Below are 16,443 nucleotides of genomic sequence, written 5' to 3'. Positions count from 1 at the left end.
GAAAGAAAAAACGGTTTACGTGTGCTCCAACTGCGGGGAGGAATGGCCCAAATGGGCTGGTCAATGCCGTGGCTGCGGCCAGTGGGGCACTTTGGAACAGAACGTGGTCCTGGCGAAAAGCTCCACCCGTGGGGGTACCGGAAGCGCGGTGCGCGGTTCCGGCGGCTACGGGCGTCCGGCGTCCCCGGCCAAACCCATTGGCCAGTACTCCACCGAACGGGCCGTGCGCCTGCCAACCGGGGTGGGCGAATTCGACCGGGTCCTCAGCGGCGGCATCGTACCCGGTGCGGTCATCCTGCTGGCTGGAGAGCCCGGAATCGGAAAGTCAACGCTACTGTTAGAGGTCGCCGCCCGGATTGCCCAAGGCACAATCCCACCCTCGCCCGATGCTGGTGGAAGCTCCCGGCTACGCTTGGTTTCCCCCGATTCACCGAATTCCTCCGCTGCGGATACTGAGGAAAGAACTGTCCTGTACCTTACCGGCGAGGAAACCGCCGAAGCCGTGCTGTCCCGGGCGAAACGTATCGGTGGAGTGGCAGACAACCTTTACCTGGCAGCCGAAACCCAGGTCTCACAAGCCCTGGCTCAAATCGAGACAATCAGCCCGGATTTAACCATCATCGACTCCATTCAGACCCTCACTGACCCCACTATGGACACGTCTATCGGCGGACCGGCTCAGGTTCGTGAAGTCGCGGCCCGGCTCATTGACGCGGCAAAGAGCCGGCACATGGCACTGGTCCTGGTGGGGCACGTCACCAAGGACGGAGCGGTGGCAGGCCCGCGCACCCTGGAACACCTGGTGGACGTAGTGTGCCAGTTTGAAGGCGAACGAACCGGGGAGCTGCGACTGTTGCGCGCGGTGAAAAACCGCTACGGCCCTACGGATGCGGTCGGTTTCTTTCAAATGGTCGAATCCGGCATCGAAGGCATCGAGGATCCCAGCGGCCTGTTCCTCAGCAAAACGGCCGAGCCGGTACCCGGAGCCTGCGTCACTATGTCACTGGAAGGCCGGCGCGCCCTACCTATAGAGATAGAAGCCCTAGCCACCCCTATAGCGGGCGGCTCACCGCGACGCACGGTTTCCGGCCTGGATTACTCACGCACCGCCATGATGCTGGCTGTCCTGCAAGCCCGACTAAAACTGCCTTTCGGCACTTTGGACGCTTACGTCTCTACGGTTGGCGGAGCCAGAGCGGTCGAGCCGGCAGTGGACTTGGCGGTTGCGCTCGCGGCGGCTTCAGCCGTGACGGGCCAGGTCATTGACCCTGGTTTGGTGGCTTTTGGGGAAGTTTCGTTGACCGGAGAAATCCGTTCCTGCACCTCGGTGTCTCGCCGGGTAGCGGAGGCGGCTCGGCTGGGATTCACTGGCGCTATTGTGCCGGCTGCCGCCGCGGGTGGTTTGCAGGCCCCGCGGGGATTCAAGATTCAAGCTGCCGCAAACCTGCGTGAAGCGATGAGCCTGGCCCTACGCCGCGCCCCCGCCTCGCCTCCAGACCACGAAATCTGAGTTAAACCGAAACGGAACTTTTCTCACGCATGCCGTGTCACAATGAGTACATCTCGACTACCGAAAGGACATAATATGATCCGAAAACGTTTCGTTGTCACGGTATGTGCCCTCGCTATGGCGGGAGCATCTACCATCACCTGCGCCGCCGCTAACGCTGAGGGGTTCAACCAGCTCGCGGGCACTAACCGTTACGAAACCTCCGTAGCGATTTCTCGCCACGCCTACCCCAGTTCAGCGGAAAATGTTTACCTGGCACGCGGCGATGTTTTAGCCGATGCTCTCTCGGCAGGATCCCTGCCGGGCGGCCCGATTGTTCTGGTCAATCCCCACGGCAACAACGATGCAGCCACCCAGTATGTGGCCGGTTTGAAAGTCACCGGCAAAGTCATTGCCTTGGGCGGGCCGGGCGTAGTTTCCGATGCAGCCTTGACCCAAGTGGCTGGGGATAAACCGACCGCCCGGATTTTCGGGGCTAACCGCTATGAAACTTCAGCTAAGATTGCCGCAGCTGCTTTCCCGAGCGGCGCCAAAGTGGCTTATATCGCCAATGGTGCCGGGGATGGCTCCCCCGATGCGGTAGCTGGCGGGGTTCTCACGGACGGCCCGGTCATTTTGGTCAATCCCAGCGGAAATAACGCTTTCGCCGCCAATGCGATTAAGGCACTTGGAGCTCAAAAAGTCACCGCCTTGGGCGGGCCGGGCGCCGTGTCCGCGGAGGTGCTTGCCGAAGTTGCCCAGGGGGCAGACACCGCCCGCTTGCAGGGTGAGAACCGCTACGCCACCTCCATGGCTATCGCCAACTATGCTTTCCCCGGTCACAAGGGGAACTTCTACGTGGCTCGCGGCGACGTGTTGGCTGATTCTGTTTCCGGGGGAGCGCTCCAGGACGGTCCCATTATCCTGTCCTCCACCATGCCGAACCCGGGAATGAATACCGCCGCTGGTTACGTGCATAATAACTCGGCTTCTCCCATTTTCTTAGGTGGTAGCATCTGGGATCCGCAGGTCATGCAGATGATTGCCAGCGGCACCGGATACACTCAGCCAGCTCAACCGGCTCAGCCCGCTCAACCACAGCAACCACAGCAACCAAATAATCCTGGTAATGCGGCCGGGTCCGCGGAGCAAGCCGCCGCCCAGGAGGAAGCAGATATTCATGCCGGCATTAATGCCCGGCGTGCCCAGGACGGCATCGCGCCCCTGACTCGCGACCCCGCCATGGATGCCCTCGCCCGCGCCTGGTCGCAGCATATGGCTCAAACCGGCGAATTCGAGCATTCCAATAATGCTCCTAACGGCATCCTCTCGATTCTCGGCTCGAAGTGCATGGCAGTAGGCGAAAACATTGACTGGCACATGGGCTTCTTCCCCGCTGGTCAAGGCGGCAGCAAGCACGTCACCAACTGGATTCACTCGCCCGGGCACTTCGCGAACCTGATGAACGCCGGATTCACCACCACCGGTATCGGGGTGTGGTTCGACGGGCCGAATTCGTCCTACGCGACCCAGATGTTCTGCCGGTAAAGGCTTCCCGAACAGGCAAAACACCTAACTTAATCAACTTTTCCTAACTTAATAAACTTTTTGGGGCTGGCGCACGCCAGCCCCAAAAAGCATTAATCCCAAAACAGCGCCAAACTGGCCGATTCTCAATCCGAGAACTCGATGGCTGTACCGCCGCGGGACACGGCCTCGACACGGCCCGTCTGGGAGTTACGGCGGAACACGGCGTGGGAAACCCCTGCCAGTTCCTCGGCCAACATCGTCTTTGGTTCGATAAAGAACCCGGTATCACCAGGCATAACACCGCCGGAAGGCATGTAGTAAACCTTGGTGTCGCTGTTCAAGTACAAACTGCCTTCAACAACACAGTCGTCTCCCAGCGGAACCGCCAGACCGGAGTTTGCCCCCATGTGACAGTCCTTACCCAAGGACACCCGCTTGTGAACTCCCACCGCCAAAGTGCCCGCGGTGGAGGCACCACCAGCCAGAGTCGTGCCTTCGTCCACGGTCACGCCCTGGGACAAACGTCCCTCAATCCGGGCCGCGCCCAAGGTTCCCGCGTTATAGTTCACGAACCCGGTGTAGCCAATCTCGGTACCCGGATGCAGGTAAGCCCCCAACCGCACGTTCTCGGTATTGGCAATCCGCACCCCGTCCGGGGTCACGTAGGTGGTCATCCGGGGAATCCGATCCACGCAACGAATGTTGGCGCCGATGCCGTACTTGGTCATCAGGCGCAGACGGGTTTCCTCAAAGTTCTCGTAATCACAAGCCCCCCGGCTGGTCCACGCCACCAGGTTCAGCTTGTCAAACAAGCCTTCCAGACTCAAGGTGTTGGGTTTCACCATCCGCCACGACAGGGCGTGCAAACGCAAGTAGCCATCGGGAGCGCTTTGGACATCGTCCTCCAAATCGGCACTCACGGTGATGACCTTGTTAATAATCAGGCGGGCATCGTCCTTGCCTTCCAAGTGCGCCAGCTTCGCGGTCAGTTCTTTTGCCTTCGCCTCGTCCACTTCGCCCTCATAAATGTAAGGGTACCAAGTGTCCAGCGACTTCCCGCTCTCAGTTTCGGCCGTCAGGCCCACACCCCAAACTTTCTTAACCATGTTTTTCCTTCTCTCTAATTGTCAACACTTTTCCTCACCCTCCGGTGCCGGGACACGTCAGGCGGCGCGGTAAACCGGACAGGACGGGGAAACGTAAAAGTCGATTACTTGGCAGACCGAGAACGCAGATTCTCGTAGTGACGCTCGGCGTGGCCGATGTAAACCTGACGCGGGCGAGCAATCTTGGTCGCTGGATCGGCAATCATCTCGCGGTACTGAGCAATCCAGCCCGGCAGACGACCCACCGCAAACAGCGGGGTAAACATCTTCATCGGGAAGCCCATCGCGCGGTAAATCAAGCCAGTGTAAAAGTCCACGTTGGGGTACAGGTTACGGGAAACGAAGTAATCATCGCTCAACGCGATGCCTTCCAGCTCCAGTGCCAGATCCAGCAGCTTGTCGGCCTTGCCCAGACGACTCAACACTTCGTGAGCGGATTCTTTTACGATGGCGGCGCGCGGGTCGTAAGCCTTGTATACGCGGTGGCCGAAGCCCATCAGCTTGATACCGTCTTCCTTATTCTTGACCTTTTCCACGAAGGTCTTAACTGACATGTCCGTGTCCCGCAGCTGAATCAGCATGCGCAATACCGCCTCGTTCGCCCCGCCGTGCAGCGGGCCGGCCAGCGCACCCACCCCGGAAGCCACCGAAGTGTACAGGTTCGCGTGAGAGGAGCCCACAAAACGCACCGTCGAGGTCGAGCAGTTCTGTTCGTGGTCGGCGTGCAGGATAAACAGGCGGTCCAAAGCACGAACCATCGCCGGATCAATATCAAAGGACTGGTAGGGTAGCCCGAAACACATGCGGATAAAGTCCTCGGTCAGGTCCCGAGACGCGTCCGGATACAGCTGAGGCAGGCCGGCGGCACGCTTCGCGATGGTTGCGACCATGACGGAGAGTTTGGCCAACAGTTGAATCGTGGCTTCTTCAAGCTGTTCAGGTTCGAGGGGGTTCAAAGTGTCCTCGTAGTAGGTCGCCAGACCGGCAACGCCCGCCTGCAGGATTGACATGGGGTGACCATTCGAGGGGAAAGCCGTAAAGAACGCCTTAAAGTCCTCGGGCAACAGACGGTTGCGCTTGATTTTGTGGGTGAAGGTTTCCAGGGACTTCGCGTCGGGCAGGTCGCCATAAATCAAGAGGTAGGCGACCTCTACGAAACTGGATTCCCGAGCCAGTTCCTCAATGGGGTAGCCGCGGTAGCGCAGCACCCCGTTAGCGCCGTCGATGTAAGTAATCTTGGATTCGCAGTTGGCAGTATTGCCGAAACCGTAGTCCAAAGTGACGTTGCCAGTACTGCTCAACAGTTTGTTGATTTCAAGACCGTTGTTGCCTTGCGTGGCCTGGTGAAAAGGGGTATCCAACCGTTTCTGGTCAGATTGGATAAAGTACTCTCCGTTATTCTCACCCATGAGATTCCTCCTCAATGATTTTTATTTTCATATAAGCGCTGGTCCGGCAGCATTGCCAGGCTGGGGAGCTTTAGGACTTAAGTCCTTAGGACTATAGTACCCCCGTTACCCGCGTTTCGTCCAATAGTGTTTGCCGAAATTAAATAAAAATCACCAGGGCGGTGCAGTTTCACTCTGCACCGTACCGTACGTTGAGGAGGCGTTCAGTCAAGCCTCGTAAAGGCACCAATCCTGGTGCCGGAATCAACCCTGGGGAGGTAGCGCGGCCACCATCGGGTCATCCTTGTCGACCTTGCCCACTACGGAGGCCCCGCCGGGGGTTGGGTTATCAAAATCAGCAAAAAACTCTCGATTGGCCCGCAAGAAGTCCGTCCACGGCGCGGGCAAGTCATCCTCGTAATAGATTGCCTGCGGCGGGCACACCGGCTCGCAAGCCCCGCAATCCACACATTCCAGCGGGTTGATGTACAGAGTGCGTTCGCCCTCATAAATACAGTCGACCGGGCACTCGTCGACACAAGCCTTGTCTTTCACGTCCACACAGGGTTGAGCTATCACGTAAGTCATGAATCTATCCTACCCCGTGTCGTCAGGTTCTCCTGTCGGCTAGTCGTCTGTGCTTGGGGACGCAGCGGCGCCTTCACTAGCTTTTTGCGCGGCTAAATCTTTCGCACACACCACCGCGTTATCCGGCGCGTAAGTGTGAGTGTAGGTCTTGGAATCGACCTTTTTCCCATCCAAGTAGCGGGTACGCGTGTTGCTGACGGTAAAACCAGGCTGGCCCGCCCCTGATGGCACACACTTGGACCAATTGTTGATGGTCTGTTTCGGCTGCACATAGTTTGTCCGCGCACTTTGTGTTGACTCAACGGTGTAGTACTTGGTGCCCCAGATACGCATATGCAGCTGACCCCCGCCGGTCCATCCCTGCAACACCACAGCCGTTGGATTCGGGTTTTTCCACTTCAAATCCAGAGAACCGGTCCACAGGGTGCATTCGCGTCCAGCCGGATAGCGGGTGAAGTAAACCCCGTGAGGATTGAACTCAATCAAATCCATTCCTGCAAACCAGGCCGCATTCAAGGCCGTGACGCACATCTGGGACAGACCACCGCCGATAGCTGTGGTGTGCACACCGTTTTCAAAGACCCCCGAAGCTCGCCAACCATTCTCGGGCGTCAACGGCCCTAGGTCACGTTCCAGGGAAAAGTCCTGTTTCGGGAGATACATTTTCCCAGTCAGAATCTGAGCCGCCCTGGTCAGATTACTGGTCCGCACACTGTCGGCAGTCAGCGGGGTGGCAAACTCCCCAATAATCTCTTTTACTCCGGCTTTATTGGCATCATCGGTAGAAAACTGGGGAGGAATCGGAGTCAAATCAACACTGACCTCACGGTTTTCCCCGGAAGTTGCTCCCAAGGCCACCCGGTCGGCCAATTCTTTCGGATCAAGTTTGGTTCCGTCCACAGACGCCACCACCTGCGGAGATCCGGAACTAAAACTGAAACGAGCGTTAACCGGCTCCTTTTCCAAGCCCTTGGTGCTTCCCAAAGTGAATTTCTTTAGTTTCTCCCCGTCAAAACTGGCTTTCAGCTCCTCACCGCGCAGAGACCAACTGACGTCCTGACACAGTTCAGCAGGGGGAATTTCCAGGCTTTGCCCGCCGACATTGAGCTTCACCGGGGCGCTCATCAGGGTCTTCGCCTCTCCCTCGATGGCAGCGTCCAACTGGGCTTGGGTGGATTTCGGGGCACTAGACTTGCCCGGAAGGTTCAGGGGATCCCCTTGCTTCCACCACGATGTTTGTAGCAGGGCGGTGGCGGCTTTCAGATTCAGCTCACGTCCCGGACCGGGCTTGACCGGCTTTAGTTGACCCGCCTGACAAGTAAAACCAGCTTCCTGCGGCGCGGACTTTAGATCCGCGGCCGCCGCGGAAACGGCTTTATAAAGCGCTTTTTCATCAATCTTCGATTTCAGGTCCAGCGCGCCGGCACCACCGATATGAGCAATAATCTTGACGGGACTCAAGGAGAAATCGGCGACCTCATGCACGGAAGAGGTGAAATCAGGCTGCAGCCCCGCCACAGCCGGATCGATGTTCGCCGTTTTGGCGCCCAGTTTCACCGGGAACTGCTGCTTCAGCTTGTCCCCCAAATCGGAATCGAGCTTCTTAATGGCGGCATCGGGAGTCATTCCACCAACAGAAACCCCCGCGATAGACGACCCTCGGGGCATACTGCCCGACACGGCTACGGCCACCCCCACGTAAGCCAAGGCTAAAACTCCAATGGCCGCGCCGATAAACACAGGAAACCTGCCGCTGCGTTTCTTGTCCTGCGCAAAACCGGGGAACATTTCGGTGGCGTTGGTAGTCCGCGCCCCACCCGGCGCTTTTCCTACCGGTCTAGCGGGTCGGGGAACGGGCCGGGGCATGGCAGGACGCGACCCTTTGGGGGAGGCACCTGGCCTCGCACCTTTATTCACGTCTGGTTTGCCCATCGAATCCCCCCGCGGTATCCGCTCTTGGTATATCCGCCGAATTACTGCTCACGGCGACGACGCGCCGCATCTTTGTAGCGTGTTTCCGTATCTAAGATTACCTTACGAATCCGCACAGCTTCAGGAGTTACCTCGACACATTCATCATTTCCGGCAAATTCCAGGCTTTCCTCGAGTGTAAAGTTCATCGGCGGGGTCAGGCCTTCAAAAGCGTCCTGGGTGGAGGAACGCATGTTAGTCTGCTGTTTTTCCTTGGTAACGTTGACAATCATGTCCTCGCCGCGCGGGTTCTCACCCACGACCTGGCCCTCATATACCTGCGAGCCGGGCTGAATGATGAAGTTGCCGCGCTCCTGCAGTTTAATCATGGCGTAGGGGCTGGCTTTCCCGGCGCGATCCGCGATGAGCGAGCCGGTCGCACGCCCCTCGATGTCGCCTTGCCATGGCGCCCACCCGGAACTGACCGAGGAGGCAATCCCGGTGCCACGCGTCTCGGTCAAAAACCGCGTCCGAAAACCAATCAAACCGCGGCTCGGAACAGTAAATTCCAGACGCACCCAGCCGGTTCCGTGGTTGGTCATCGTGTTCATCTGACCTTTGCGTGCCGCCAGCAGCTGCGTCACCGTTCCCAAGTGTTCTTCCGGGACGTCCACGGTCAAGGCCTCCATCGGCTCCATCAGTTTGCCGTTTTCTGTCTTGGTCACAACCTGCGGTTTCCCGGCGGTCATCTCGTAGCCTTCCCGGCGCATCTGTTCGACCAAGATTGCCAAAGCCAGCTCGCCGCGCCCCTGTACCTCCCAGGCGTCCGGGCGCCCGATATCCACAATCCGCAGGGACACGTTACCCACCAGTTCCCGCTCCAAGCGGTCCTTGACCTGGCGCGCGGTAACTTTTGCATCCTTTACCCGCCCGGCGAAGGGAGAAGTATTGATGCCAATCATCATGGAAATCGCCGGCTCGTCCACCCGAATCAGCGGGAGGGGACGCGGGTCGTCCACGTCAACTAGGGACTCGCCGATGGTGATATCCTCGATGCCGGCCACTGCGACAATATCCCCGTACTTTGCCGACTCGGCAGGAACCCGTTCCAGGCCGTGCGTGGCCAGCAGCTGGGTAATCTTCACAGTTTCCACCATGCCGTCCTGGCGAGCCCAACCGACCGTCTGACCTTGCCGAATGGTTCCGTTGTGAATCCGCAGCAGTGCCAGGCGGCCCAGGAATTGAGACGCGTCGAGGTTCGTGACGTGCGCCTGCAGCGGTGCGTCCGGATCGTAGGTGGGGCCGGGAATATGCTGCAAAATGGCTTCAAACAGGCACTCCAGGTCGCCGTCAGGGACGTTGCCGTTGCCGGGATTCGTCAGGGACGCCGCCCCAACCTTTGCCGAAGCGTAGATAATCGGCAGGTCCAGCAGCTGATCCAGGTCCAGACCGTCCTCACCGAGTTCCCCGCTGGCTTCCAAGTCAGTGGCCAGCGTCAGCAGCAGGTCGGTCGCTTCGGAAACGACTTCGTCGATACGCGCGTCGGGACGGTCGACCTTATTAATAACCAACACGACAGGCAGTCGCGCCGCCAACGCCTTGCGCAACACGAAACGAGTCTGGGGCAGAGGGCCTTCGGAAGCGTCCACCAGCAACACTACCCCGTCTACCATCGACAGACCGCGCTCGACCTCCCCGCCAAAATCGGCGTGACCGGGGGTATCGACCACGTTGATGGTGACGCCCTGGGGGCATCCGCTCTCTACGGCTGCCGGGCCGGAATACTTGACCGCCGTGTTCTTTGCCAGGATAGTGATGCCTTTTTCGCGCTCCAGGTCGCCCGAATCCATGACCCGTTCCGGGCCGTCCGCCCGGAGTCCCTCGGCGTGAGCCTGTTTCAACATGGCGTCGACCAGGGTCGTTTTCCCGTGATCAACGTGCGCGACGATGGCGACATTTCGGATATCTTGACGCTGTGCCATAAACCCTTTTCTGTAGTTACCGGTTTTCCTAAAACAACGTCCTATTGTAACGCCGCTTACTCGCCGGTGAACAACGGAATCTTGGCGCCGGGAATCGCGTCAATCAAATCCCTGGTGTAAGCCTCGGCCGGGTGGTCAAAGATTTCGTCAGTCAAACCGGTTTCCATAACCCGACCCTCCTGCATCACCACCACGTCATCAGCCATCTGACGCACTACCGCCAAGTCATGGGTGATGAACAGGTAACTGATGTGTTCCCGGTGCTGAATCTCAGCCAACAGCTGCAAGATCTGTTCCTGCACCAACACGTCCAGGGCGGAAACGGCCTCATCCAAAACGATAATCTCGGGACGCAACGCCAACGCTCGGGCAATCGCGACACGCTGACGCTGACCGCCGGACAGCTCCCCGGGGTAGCGGCGCATCGCCGAACGCGGCAGGGCTACCGCATCCAACAGCTGAGCCACACGCTCCTCACGAGCCTTCCGGTCACCCTTCCGATGTACCAGCAGCGGTTCCTCGATACAGCGGTAGACGCTAAACATGGGATCGAGCGAGCCGTAGGGGTTCTGGAACACTACCTGCATTTTCGCCCGCATATCGAACAGTTCACGTTTGTTCAGGGTAGACAGGTCGGTGCCTTCGTAATAAACCTTTCCCGAAGTGGGATCCAGCAGGTTTAAGATGATGTTCGCCACCGTGGATTTCCCGGAACCGGATTCGCCCACCAGCGCCAAGGTCGTGCCTTTGCGCAGACCAAAAGACACATCATCGACTGCCTTGAGCTTTTTAGCCGTGCCCTTTGCCCCGCGCACGTCAAAAATCTTGGTCAAGTTTTCGACCCGGATGATTTCTTCGGTATATTCCTCGCGGCTGGCTCCGAAAGTCAGCAGCTCGTCAGAGACTTCTCCGCGTTGCTTGGCTGCTTGGATACGGTGTGAAGCCAAGGACGGTGCAGCGCTGACCAGGCGCTTCGTGTAAGGGTGCTGCGGCTGTTTCAAGATGTCCAGAGCCGGACCGGATTCCACCACACGCCCCCGGTGCATGACGACCAGGTGCGAAGCCCGTTCGGCCGCCAGACCCAAGTCGTGAGTGATAAACAGTACCGAGGTACCGCGCTCCTGCGTCTGGTTCTGCAGGTGATCGAGGATACGCCGCTGCACCGTGACGTCCAGGGCGGAAGTCGGTTCGTCGGCAATCAACAGCCGCGGATCAGCAGCCAAGCCAATCGCGATGAGGGCGCGTTGGCGCATCCCGCCGGAAAACTCGTGCGGATATTGCTTCGCGCGCCGTTTCGCGTCAGGAAGTCCCGCTTCCTCCAGCAGTTCCACCACCCGGTCATTCTCTTGACCTTTAGCTTTACCGTTAGCCCGGAGCGCTTCGCGCACCTGGAAACCGATTTTCCACACCGGGTTCAGGTTTGACATGGGGTCTTGGGGCACCATGCCGACATGCGAACCGCGCAAATCAACATATTGGCGCCGCCCCAACTTGGTGATGTCGTGACCTTGGAACAAGATTTTGCCGCCCACGACTTTGCCTGTACCGGGAAGCAACCCGATAATGGCAGCCGCCGCCGTAGACTTCCCCGAACCGGACTCGCCCACAATAGCGATGGTCTGACCGGGATAGACACAGAAGTTTGCCTTGCGCACGGCGGGAACCATGCCGGTGGAGGATCGGAAAGCAACCTCCAAATCGATGACTTCCAGCAAGGGTACAGTCAGACCGGCTTTCACTGCCGCGTAGGATTGCGAGCCCAGAATCAGTTCGTCTTGGGTATCTTCCATCTCCGCGGCAGTAGCCGCTTTATCGATACCTTCCAGTTCCTGAGTTACCACCGGCATTCCAGAAGCTTCTGCAGCTGCCTCGCTGAGGTTATTTGTAGTGTCGCTCAACGTTACTTCCTCGCTTTCGGATCGAGGGCATCGCGGACCACGTCACCCATCATGATGAAGCTCAAAACGGTCATGGCCAGGGCGCCAGCCGGATAGAACAGGACGGAGGGATTTTGACGCAGCGCTGATTGGGCACGCGAAATATCCCCACCCCAGCTGACCACATCGGAAGGCAAGCCCACCCCCAGGAAGGACAGGGTCGCTTCTGAAACGATGAACGTCCCCAGAGCCACGGTGGCGTAAACAATCATCGGAGCGGTCGCGTTGGGAACAATGTGGCGCAAAATAATACGAATCTTGCTCTCGCCCAGGGCCTTGGCGGCGTTGACGAATTCTTCAGTCTTGGTTTGCATCACGGCCCCGCGGGTAATTCGCGCTATTTGCGGCCACCCGAACACCGCCAACACTAATACCACGGTAAAGATGGTGCGGTTTTCGCGGAACATCTGCATCACGACGATACCCGCCAGCAAGAACGGCACCGCGAAAATAATGTCTGTAATACGCGACAAAATCGAGTCGAGCCAGCCTCCAAAGTAACCAGCCAGTGTCCCGAATGTGCCACCAATCAGCACCACCACCACGGTGGTGAGGATTCCCACAATCACAGAAGCACGTGCCCCGTAAACGGTTCGCGCCATAATGTCGCAGCCCTGACGGTCGAATCCGAACGGGTGTCCGGCACTGGGCTGACCGTAAGAGTTCTTTAACTCGCAAAACTTCGGATCCACGCTGGTGAACAGGCTGGGAAAAGCCGCCAGCATGATAGCGAACAAAATAATGGCAGCCGCCACCCAGAACAGGGGACGTTTGCGCAGGTACTTCCACGCCTCTCCCCACATGGAGGAGGGAGCGCGGTCATCAGCTACGGCGTCTACCGCCCCCAGACCGGTTTCGTCGATTTCTGAAACGTAGTGGGACTGTCCGGGCAAAGTTTTCGTTTCCACAGTGCTCTCGTTTTCGTTTGCCATTTCCCCCTCCTTACTCATAGCGAATCCGCGGATCCAGAAGGGCGTACATCAGGTCAACGATTAAGTTCGCCAAAATGTAGACCATCACCAGCACGGTGGTAAAGGATACGACTGTGGCAGGTTCACCTTTGATGATGGCCTGGTAGATGTTGCCACCAACACCGTTGATAGCAAAAATACCTTCGGTCACGATGGCACCGCCCATCAATCCCCCTAGGTCAGCCCCCAGGAATGTCGCGACCGGAATCAGCGAGTTACGCAGGATGTGTACCCGGATGACTCGTCCGGGACGCAGGCCCTTGGCATAAGCGGTACGCACATGGTCCGCCGACACGGTCTCGGAAACGGACTGACGGGTCAAACGCAGCACATACGCGAAAGACACCGCCCCCAACACGATGGCAGGCATCAGCAGCCTTTCGAAAGATGTGTTTGCCCCCACGGTAGTGGGTAGCCACCCCAGCTTCACCCCTATGAGGAACTGCATCACGAAACCAATGACAAAGGTCGGCACGGCAATGACGAACAGCGAAACCACCAAAACCGTGGCGTCAAAAATACCACCGCGCTTCAGACCCGCAATCGTCCCGAAGGCAATCCCAAAAATCGCCTCAAACGCCAGCGCCATCAACGCCAACTTGATGGTCACGGGGAAAGCTGAAGCCATGACTTCGGTGACTTCCCGACCTGAGAATGTCAGCCCGAAGTCTAGGGTAAAGATGCCTTTGAGATAGAGCAGATATTGGATAATGAATGGCTGATCCAAGTGGTAACGCCGGCGCATAGCGGCGGCGGCGGCTTCACTTAAACCACGATCGCCGCCCAGGGCTTGGATTGGATCACCAGGCATCAAGAACACCAGCGCGTAGATGAGCAGAGTAGCCCCCAACATCACCGGAATAATCTGCAGGAGCCTGCGGCCGAGATATCTGCCCACGGCGCCTCCTTGTCAATAATCGAAATAACGTAATGATTCTACCCCGATTAGGTAGTGAAAACGTAACTGCGGCCTGGGAGTGATATTTCCCACCCAGGCCGCAGTCGTTCAATTTTCAGGCTTTTATGGCGGTCTTTCGACACGTCAAATCAAGCTCAAATTATCGCCAAATTACTTGGTGATGTCGAAGTACAACGGCTTGGAGTGCCAGTCGAACTGGACGCCCTGCACGCCCTCTGCCCAACCGCCGTTGACGTTGGAGTACCACAGCGGAATCGTCGGCAATTCCTTCATCAGGATTTCCTGAGCCTGATCGTAAATCTTAAAGGCTTCCTTTTGATCAGAGGTGTTCAGAGCCTGCTTCAACAGGTTGTCGAAATCCGGGTTGGAGTAATCGCCGTCATTGGAAGAACCGCCGGTGCCGTAGAGCGGTCCGAGGAAGTTGTAAGGCGAGGGGTAGTCCGCCTGCCAACCGGTACGGAACGCCGTCTTAATGGTGCGCTTGGTCACTTCGTCACGGATGGACTTAAAGTCGGGGTAAGGCGCACCCTTGGCTTCAATATCCAAAGTGTTCTTAATGGAGTTCATGACTGCGTCAACCCAGGCCTGGTGTCCACCATCGGAGTTGTATGCCAGTTGCAAATCGCCAGTCCACGGTTCAATCGCGTCAGCCTGCTTCCACAGTTCCTTGGCCTTTTCGGGGTTGTACTTCAGTACCTCGTTGCCGGCCAGCGAGTCGTTGTGACCGGGGATAACCGGGGCAATGAAGTCAATGGCCGGGGTACGCGTACCCTGGAAGATGGTCTTGCAGATTTCTTCACGGTTGATAGCCATGGAGATAGCTTGCAAGCGCAGTGCTCCAGCTTCACCCTGCAAACGAGTGTCAGACTTCGGGAAAGTGAAGGACTGGAATATAGCGGAAGGCTCGTTAACCGAGCGGTCGCCCAATTCGTCCTGGTAGGTTCCGAATGCAGAGTCCGGAATAGCATCCAATACGTCCAAAGCGCCCGACTGCAAATCGTTGTAAGCCGCGTCCTGGGTGGAATAGAACTTTAAGGTCACCCCGCCGTTCTTCGGCTTACGATCGCCCTTGTAATCCGGGTTCGGAATCAATTCAATCTGTTCATTGTGCTTCCAGGAATCCTTCTTTACCAGGTAGGGGCCGTTGGTGATGGGGTTTTCGCCGTAAGCCTTGACCTTGGCCGGGTCACCGATACCGGCCTCCGGTAGCGGGTAGAACGCCGAGTAGCCTAAACGCAGCGGGAAGTCAGATTCCGGCTGGTTCAAAGCCACGGTAAAGGTCGTGTCGTCCACCACGTTCAGACCGGACATATCCAAATCGCCAGCACCATTCGGATCCGCCTCAGTAGCGGCTTCTGCAGCCTTCAGCGCTTCGTCGTAGCCCTGGATGGACTCAAAGAAGCTGGCGTTAAGCATGTTATGCTTCACGGCCTGGTTCCAGGCATCCACGAAAGACTTGGAGGTCACGGGAGTGCCATCCGAGAACTTGGTATCGCCCTTAATTTTCACAGTCCAGTTCTGGTTGTCGTCAGATGTAATCGATTCGGCAACTTCCATCTGGGGGTTGCCTTTGGCATCGTAGTATTCCAGACCAGCGAAGATGTGATCCAGAATCAAACCGCCGCCGGTTTCATTAGTGTTAGCGGGAACCAGCGGGTTCTGGGGCTCGGAATCATTACCCACAATTATCGCATTGGCACCAGTTTTGCCATCAGCACTGCCGCCGTCAGATCCAGGGCCGCAAGCAGTCATCGTCAATGCCAGGGCTGCCGCAGCAGCGATGGCAGTTAGTTGCTTCTTCACGAGGTTAGCCTCCAAAGATATCCTCAGCTTGGCGCCAACAGCACCAGAGCCGAACTTTCGGGTAATACCACTTTTGTGGCACGAGGCTAGTTTACAGGCAAAACCTAAATATAACTAAAAACATACCCGTCTTTTACCTTTGATGCGGCTTTGGTGTGGCTCCCGTGCGGCTTTGATTCAGCTCTAAACCGGCTCTGGTTAGCGCCTATAGTGCGTTAAACCTATTTATATGGGGCGGTGTGTCATATATGACACACCGAGAGTTTAAATAGGTTTTATTTAGGCTTTTTTGGAAATCGGGCTTTCGGAGCCCCCCTGGCGATTTGGACGGCGGTTTCTTGGTGGGTTTCGGGGTGGGCGTGGATTATAGGGGGAGAATAGCCGGGTAGCTGCCATTATTGGCAGCTACCCGGCTATTCTCCCCTTTTAGGCACAACCGTGCGAGTATCCCCTGACTCTCGCCGACGTTTGCGCGGTGCTGCTTGGCTAAGCGCGAGGCGAGGAGCACAGGGCGGCGGCAGGCTCGCCACGCAAAACCGCTGGCCGTCGCAGGTCTCCACCGACATTGTGCAAATGAAAATGATGCCCGGCACAAGCCGGACATCATTGCTAGCGGAGGATGGGGGATTCGGCGTGAGAATGGTTATTACGTGCGGATTTGCTTGTTTAAATCTGCAACGTGGGCTATATGAGGGCTTATGGAGCGGAAAATATGGACACTGTGGAAAGAAATTTATCCGTATAGGATACGTTCTCTGGAACTATCCTATGCGGACAACTGGACAACCGAACCACTTAATGGTGTAATTAAGTGTTCCG

The 16,443-nt window shown here is 57.5% G+C and carries 11 protein-coding genes; 2 read left to right on the top strand and 9 right to left on the bottom strand.

Annotated features, from left to right (window positions below):
* Together Q0V70_RS09575 and Q0V70_RS09570 are read left to right on the top strand one after the other, a co-directional pair.
* On the top strand, nt 1-1,510 hold a 1,510-nt coding region (locus Q0V70_RS09575; protein WP_297591223.1), incomplete at its 5' end, for a DNA repair protein RadA.
* A 75-nt stretch (nt 1,511-1,585) separates the two neighbouring features.
* Nucleotides 1,586-3,037, top strand: coding sequence for a cell wall-binding repeat-containing protein (locus tag Q0V70_RS09570; protein ID WP_297591220.1), 1,452 nt, complete (start codon nt 1,586-1,588; stop codon nt 3,035-3,037).
* 125 nt (nt 3,038-3,162) lie between these two features.
* Here the strand turns inward: Q0V70_RS09570 and Q0V70_RS09565 are convergent, their stop codons facing one another.
* From Q0V70_RS09565 to Q0V70_RS09525, 9 genes are all read right to left on the bottom strand, one after another.
* Nucleotides 3,163-4,125: a DapH/DapD/GlmU-related protein gene (locus Q0V70_RS09565; RefSeq protein WP_297591217.1), complete on the bottom strand. Its 963-nt coding sequence runs from the start codon at nt 4,123-4,125 to the stop codon at nt 3,163-3,165.
* 104 nt (nt 4,126-4,229) lie between these two features.
* A complete protein-coding gene (locus Q0V70_RS09560) occupies nt 4,230-5,534 on the bottom strand; it encodes a citrate synthase (protein ID WP_295027403.1) in 1,305 nt (434 codons plus the stop codon).
* 243 nt (nt 5,535-5,777) lie between these two features.
* Nucleotides 5,778-6,101: a ferredoxin gene (fdxA, locus tag Q0V70_RS09555; protein WP_295027402.1), complete on the bottom strand. Its 324-nt coding sequence runs from the start codon at nt 6,099-6,101 to the stop codon at nt 5,778-5,780.
* A gap of 39 nt (nt 6,102-6,140) precedes the next feature.
* Nucleotides 6,141-8,033: a VanW family protein gene (locus Q0V70_RS09550; protein ID WP_297591214.1), complete on the bottom strand. Its 1,893-nt coding sequence runs from the start codon at nt 8,031-8,033 to the stop codon at nt 6,141-6,143.
* Between the two features lie 41 nt (nt 8,034-8,074).
* On the bottom strand, nt 8,075-9,994 hold the full coding sequence (gene typA / locus Q0V70_RS09545) for a translational GTPase TypA (RefSeq protein ID WP_297591212.1): 1,920 nt from the start codon (nt 9,992-9,994) through the stop codon (nt 8,075-8,077).
* A gap of 56 nt (nt 9,995-10,050) precedes the next feature.
* Entirely contained in the window at nt 10,051-11,892 is a 1,842-nt protein-coding gene (locus Q0V70_RS09540; RefSeq protein ID WP_297591210.1) for an ABC transporter ATP-binding protein, read from the bottom strand.
* Between the two features lie 2 nt (nt 11,893-11,894).
* Nucleotides 11,895-12,863, bottom strand: a complete 969-nt coding sequence (locus tag Q0V70_RS09535) for an ABC transporter permease (RefSeq protein ID WP_297346644.1) — start codon at nt 12,861-12,863, stop codon at nt 11,895-11,897.
* A 10-nt stretch (nt 12,864-12,873) separates the two neighbouring features.
* On the bottom strand, nt 12,874-13,800 hold the full coding sequence (locus Q0V70_RS09530) for an ABC transporter permease (RefSeq protein ID WP_297591207.1): 927 nt from the start codon (nt 13,798-13,800) through the stop codon (nt 12,874-12,876).
* Between the two features lie 171 nt (nt 13,801-13,971).
* Nucleotides 13,972-15,573 carry an ABC transporter substrate-binding protein gene (locus Q0V70_RS09525; protein ID WP_297591235.1) on the bottom strand — a complete coding sequence of 534 codons (1,602 nt, stop codon included), beginning with the start codon at nt 15,571-15,573 and terminating at the stop codon, nt 13,972-13,974.
* Nucleotides 15,574-16,443 lie beyond the last annotated feature (870 nt).

Source organism: uncultured Mobiluncus sp., from assembly GCF_947087965.1.
Classification (GTDB): Bacteria; Actinomycetota; Actinomycetes; order Actinomycetales; family Actinomycetaceae; genus Mobiluncus.
Note: the sequence above shows the minus strand (reverse complement) of the source record. Positions and strands in the feature narration are given on the sequence as shown.

Bases quoted from the DNA above. Each gene is read 5' to 3' on its own strand.
- typA (WP_297591212.1), bottom strand. From the start codon at position 9,994: ATGGCACAGCGTCAAGATATCCGAAATGTCGCCATCGTCGCGCACGTT.
- fdxA (WP_295027402.1), bottom strand. From the start codon at position 6,101: ATGACTTACGTGATAGCTCAACCCTGTGTGGACGTGAAAGACAAGGCT.
- Q0V70_RS09550 (WP_297591214.1), bottom strand. From the start codon at position 8,033: ATGGGCAAACCAGACGTGAATAAAGGTGCGAGGCCAGGTGCCTCCCCC.
- Q0V70_RS09570 (WP_297591220.1), top strand. From the start codon at position 1,586: ATGATCCGAAAACGTTTCGTTGTCACGGTATGTGCCCTCGCTATGGCG.
- Q0V70_RS09535 (WP_297346644.1), bottom strand. From the start codon at position 12,863: ATGGCAAACGAAAACGAGAGCACTGTGGAAACGAAAACTTTGCCCGGA.
- Q0V70_RS09565 (WP_297591217.1), bottom strand. From the start codon at position 4,125: ATGGTTAAGAAAGTTTGGGGTGTGGGCCTGACGGCCGAAACTGAGAGC.
- Q0V70_RS09560 (WP_295027403.1), bottom strand. From the start codon at position 5,534: ATGGGTGAGAATAACGGAGAGTACTTTATCCAATCTGACCAGAAACGG.
- Q0V70_RS09525 (WP_297591235.1), bottom strand. From the start codon at position 15,573: ATGACTGCTTGCGGCCCTGGATCTGACGGCGGCAGTGCTGATGGCAAA.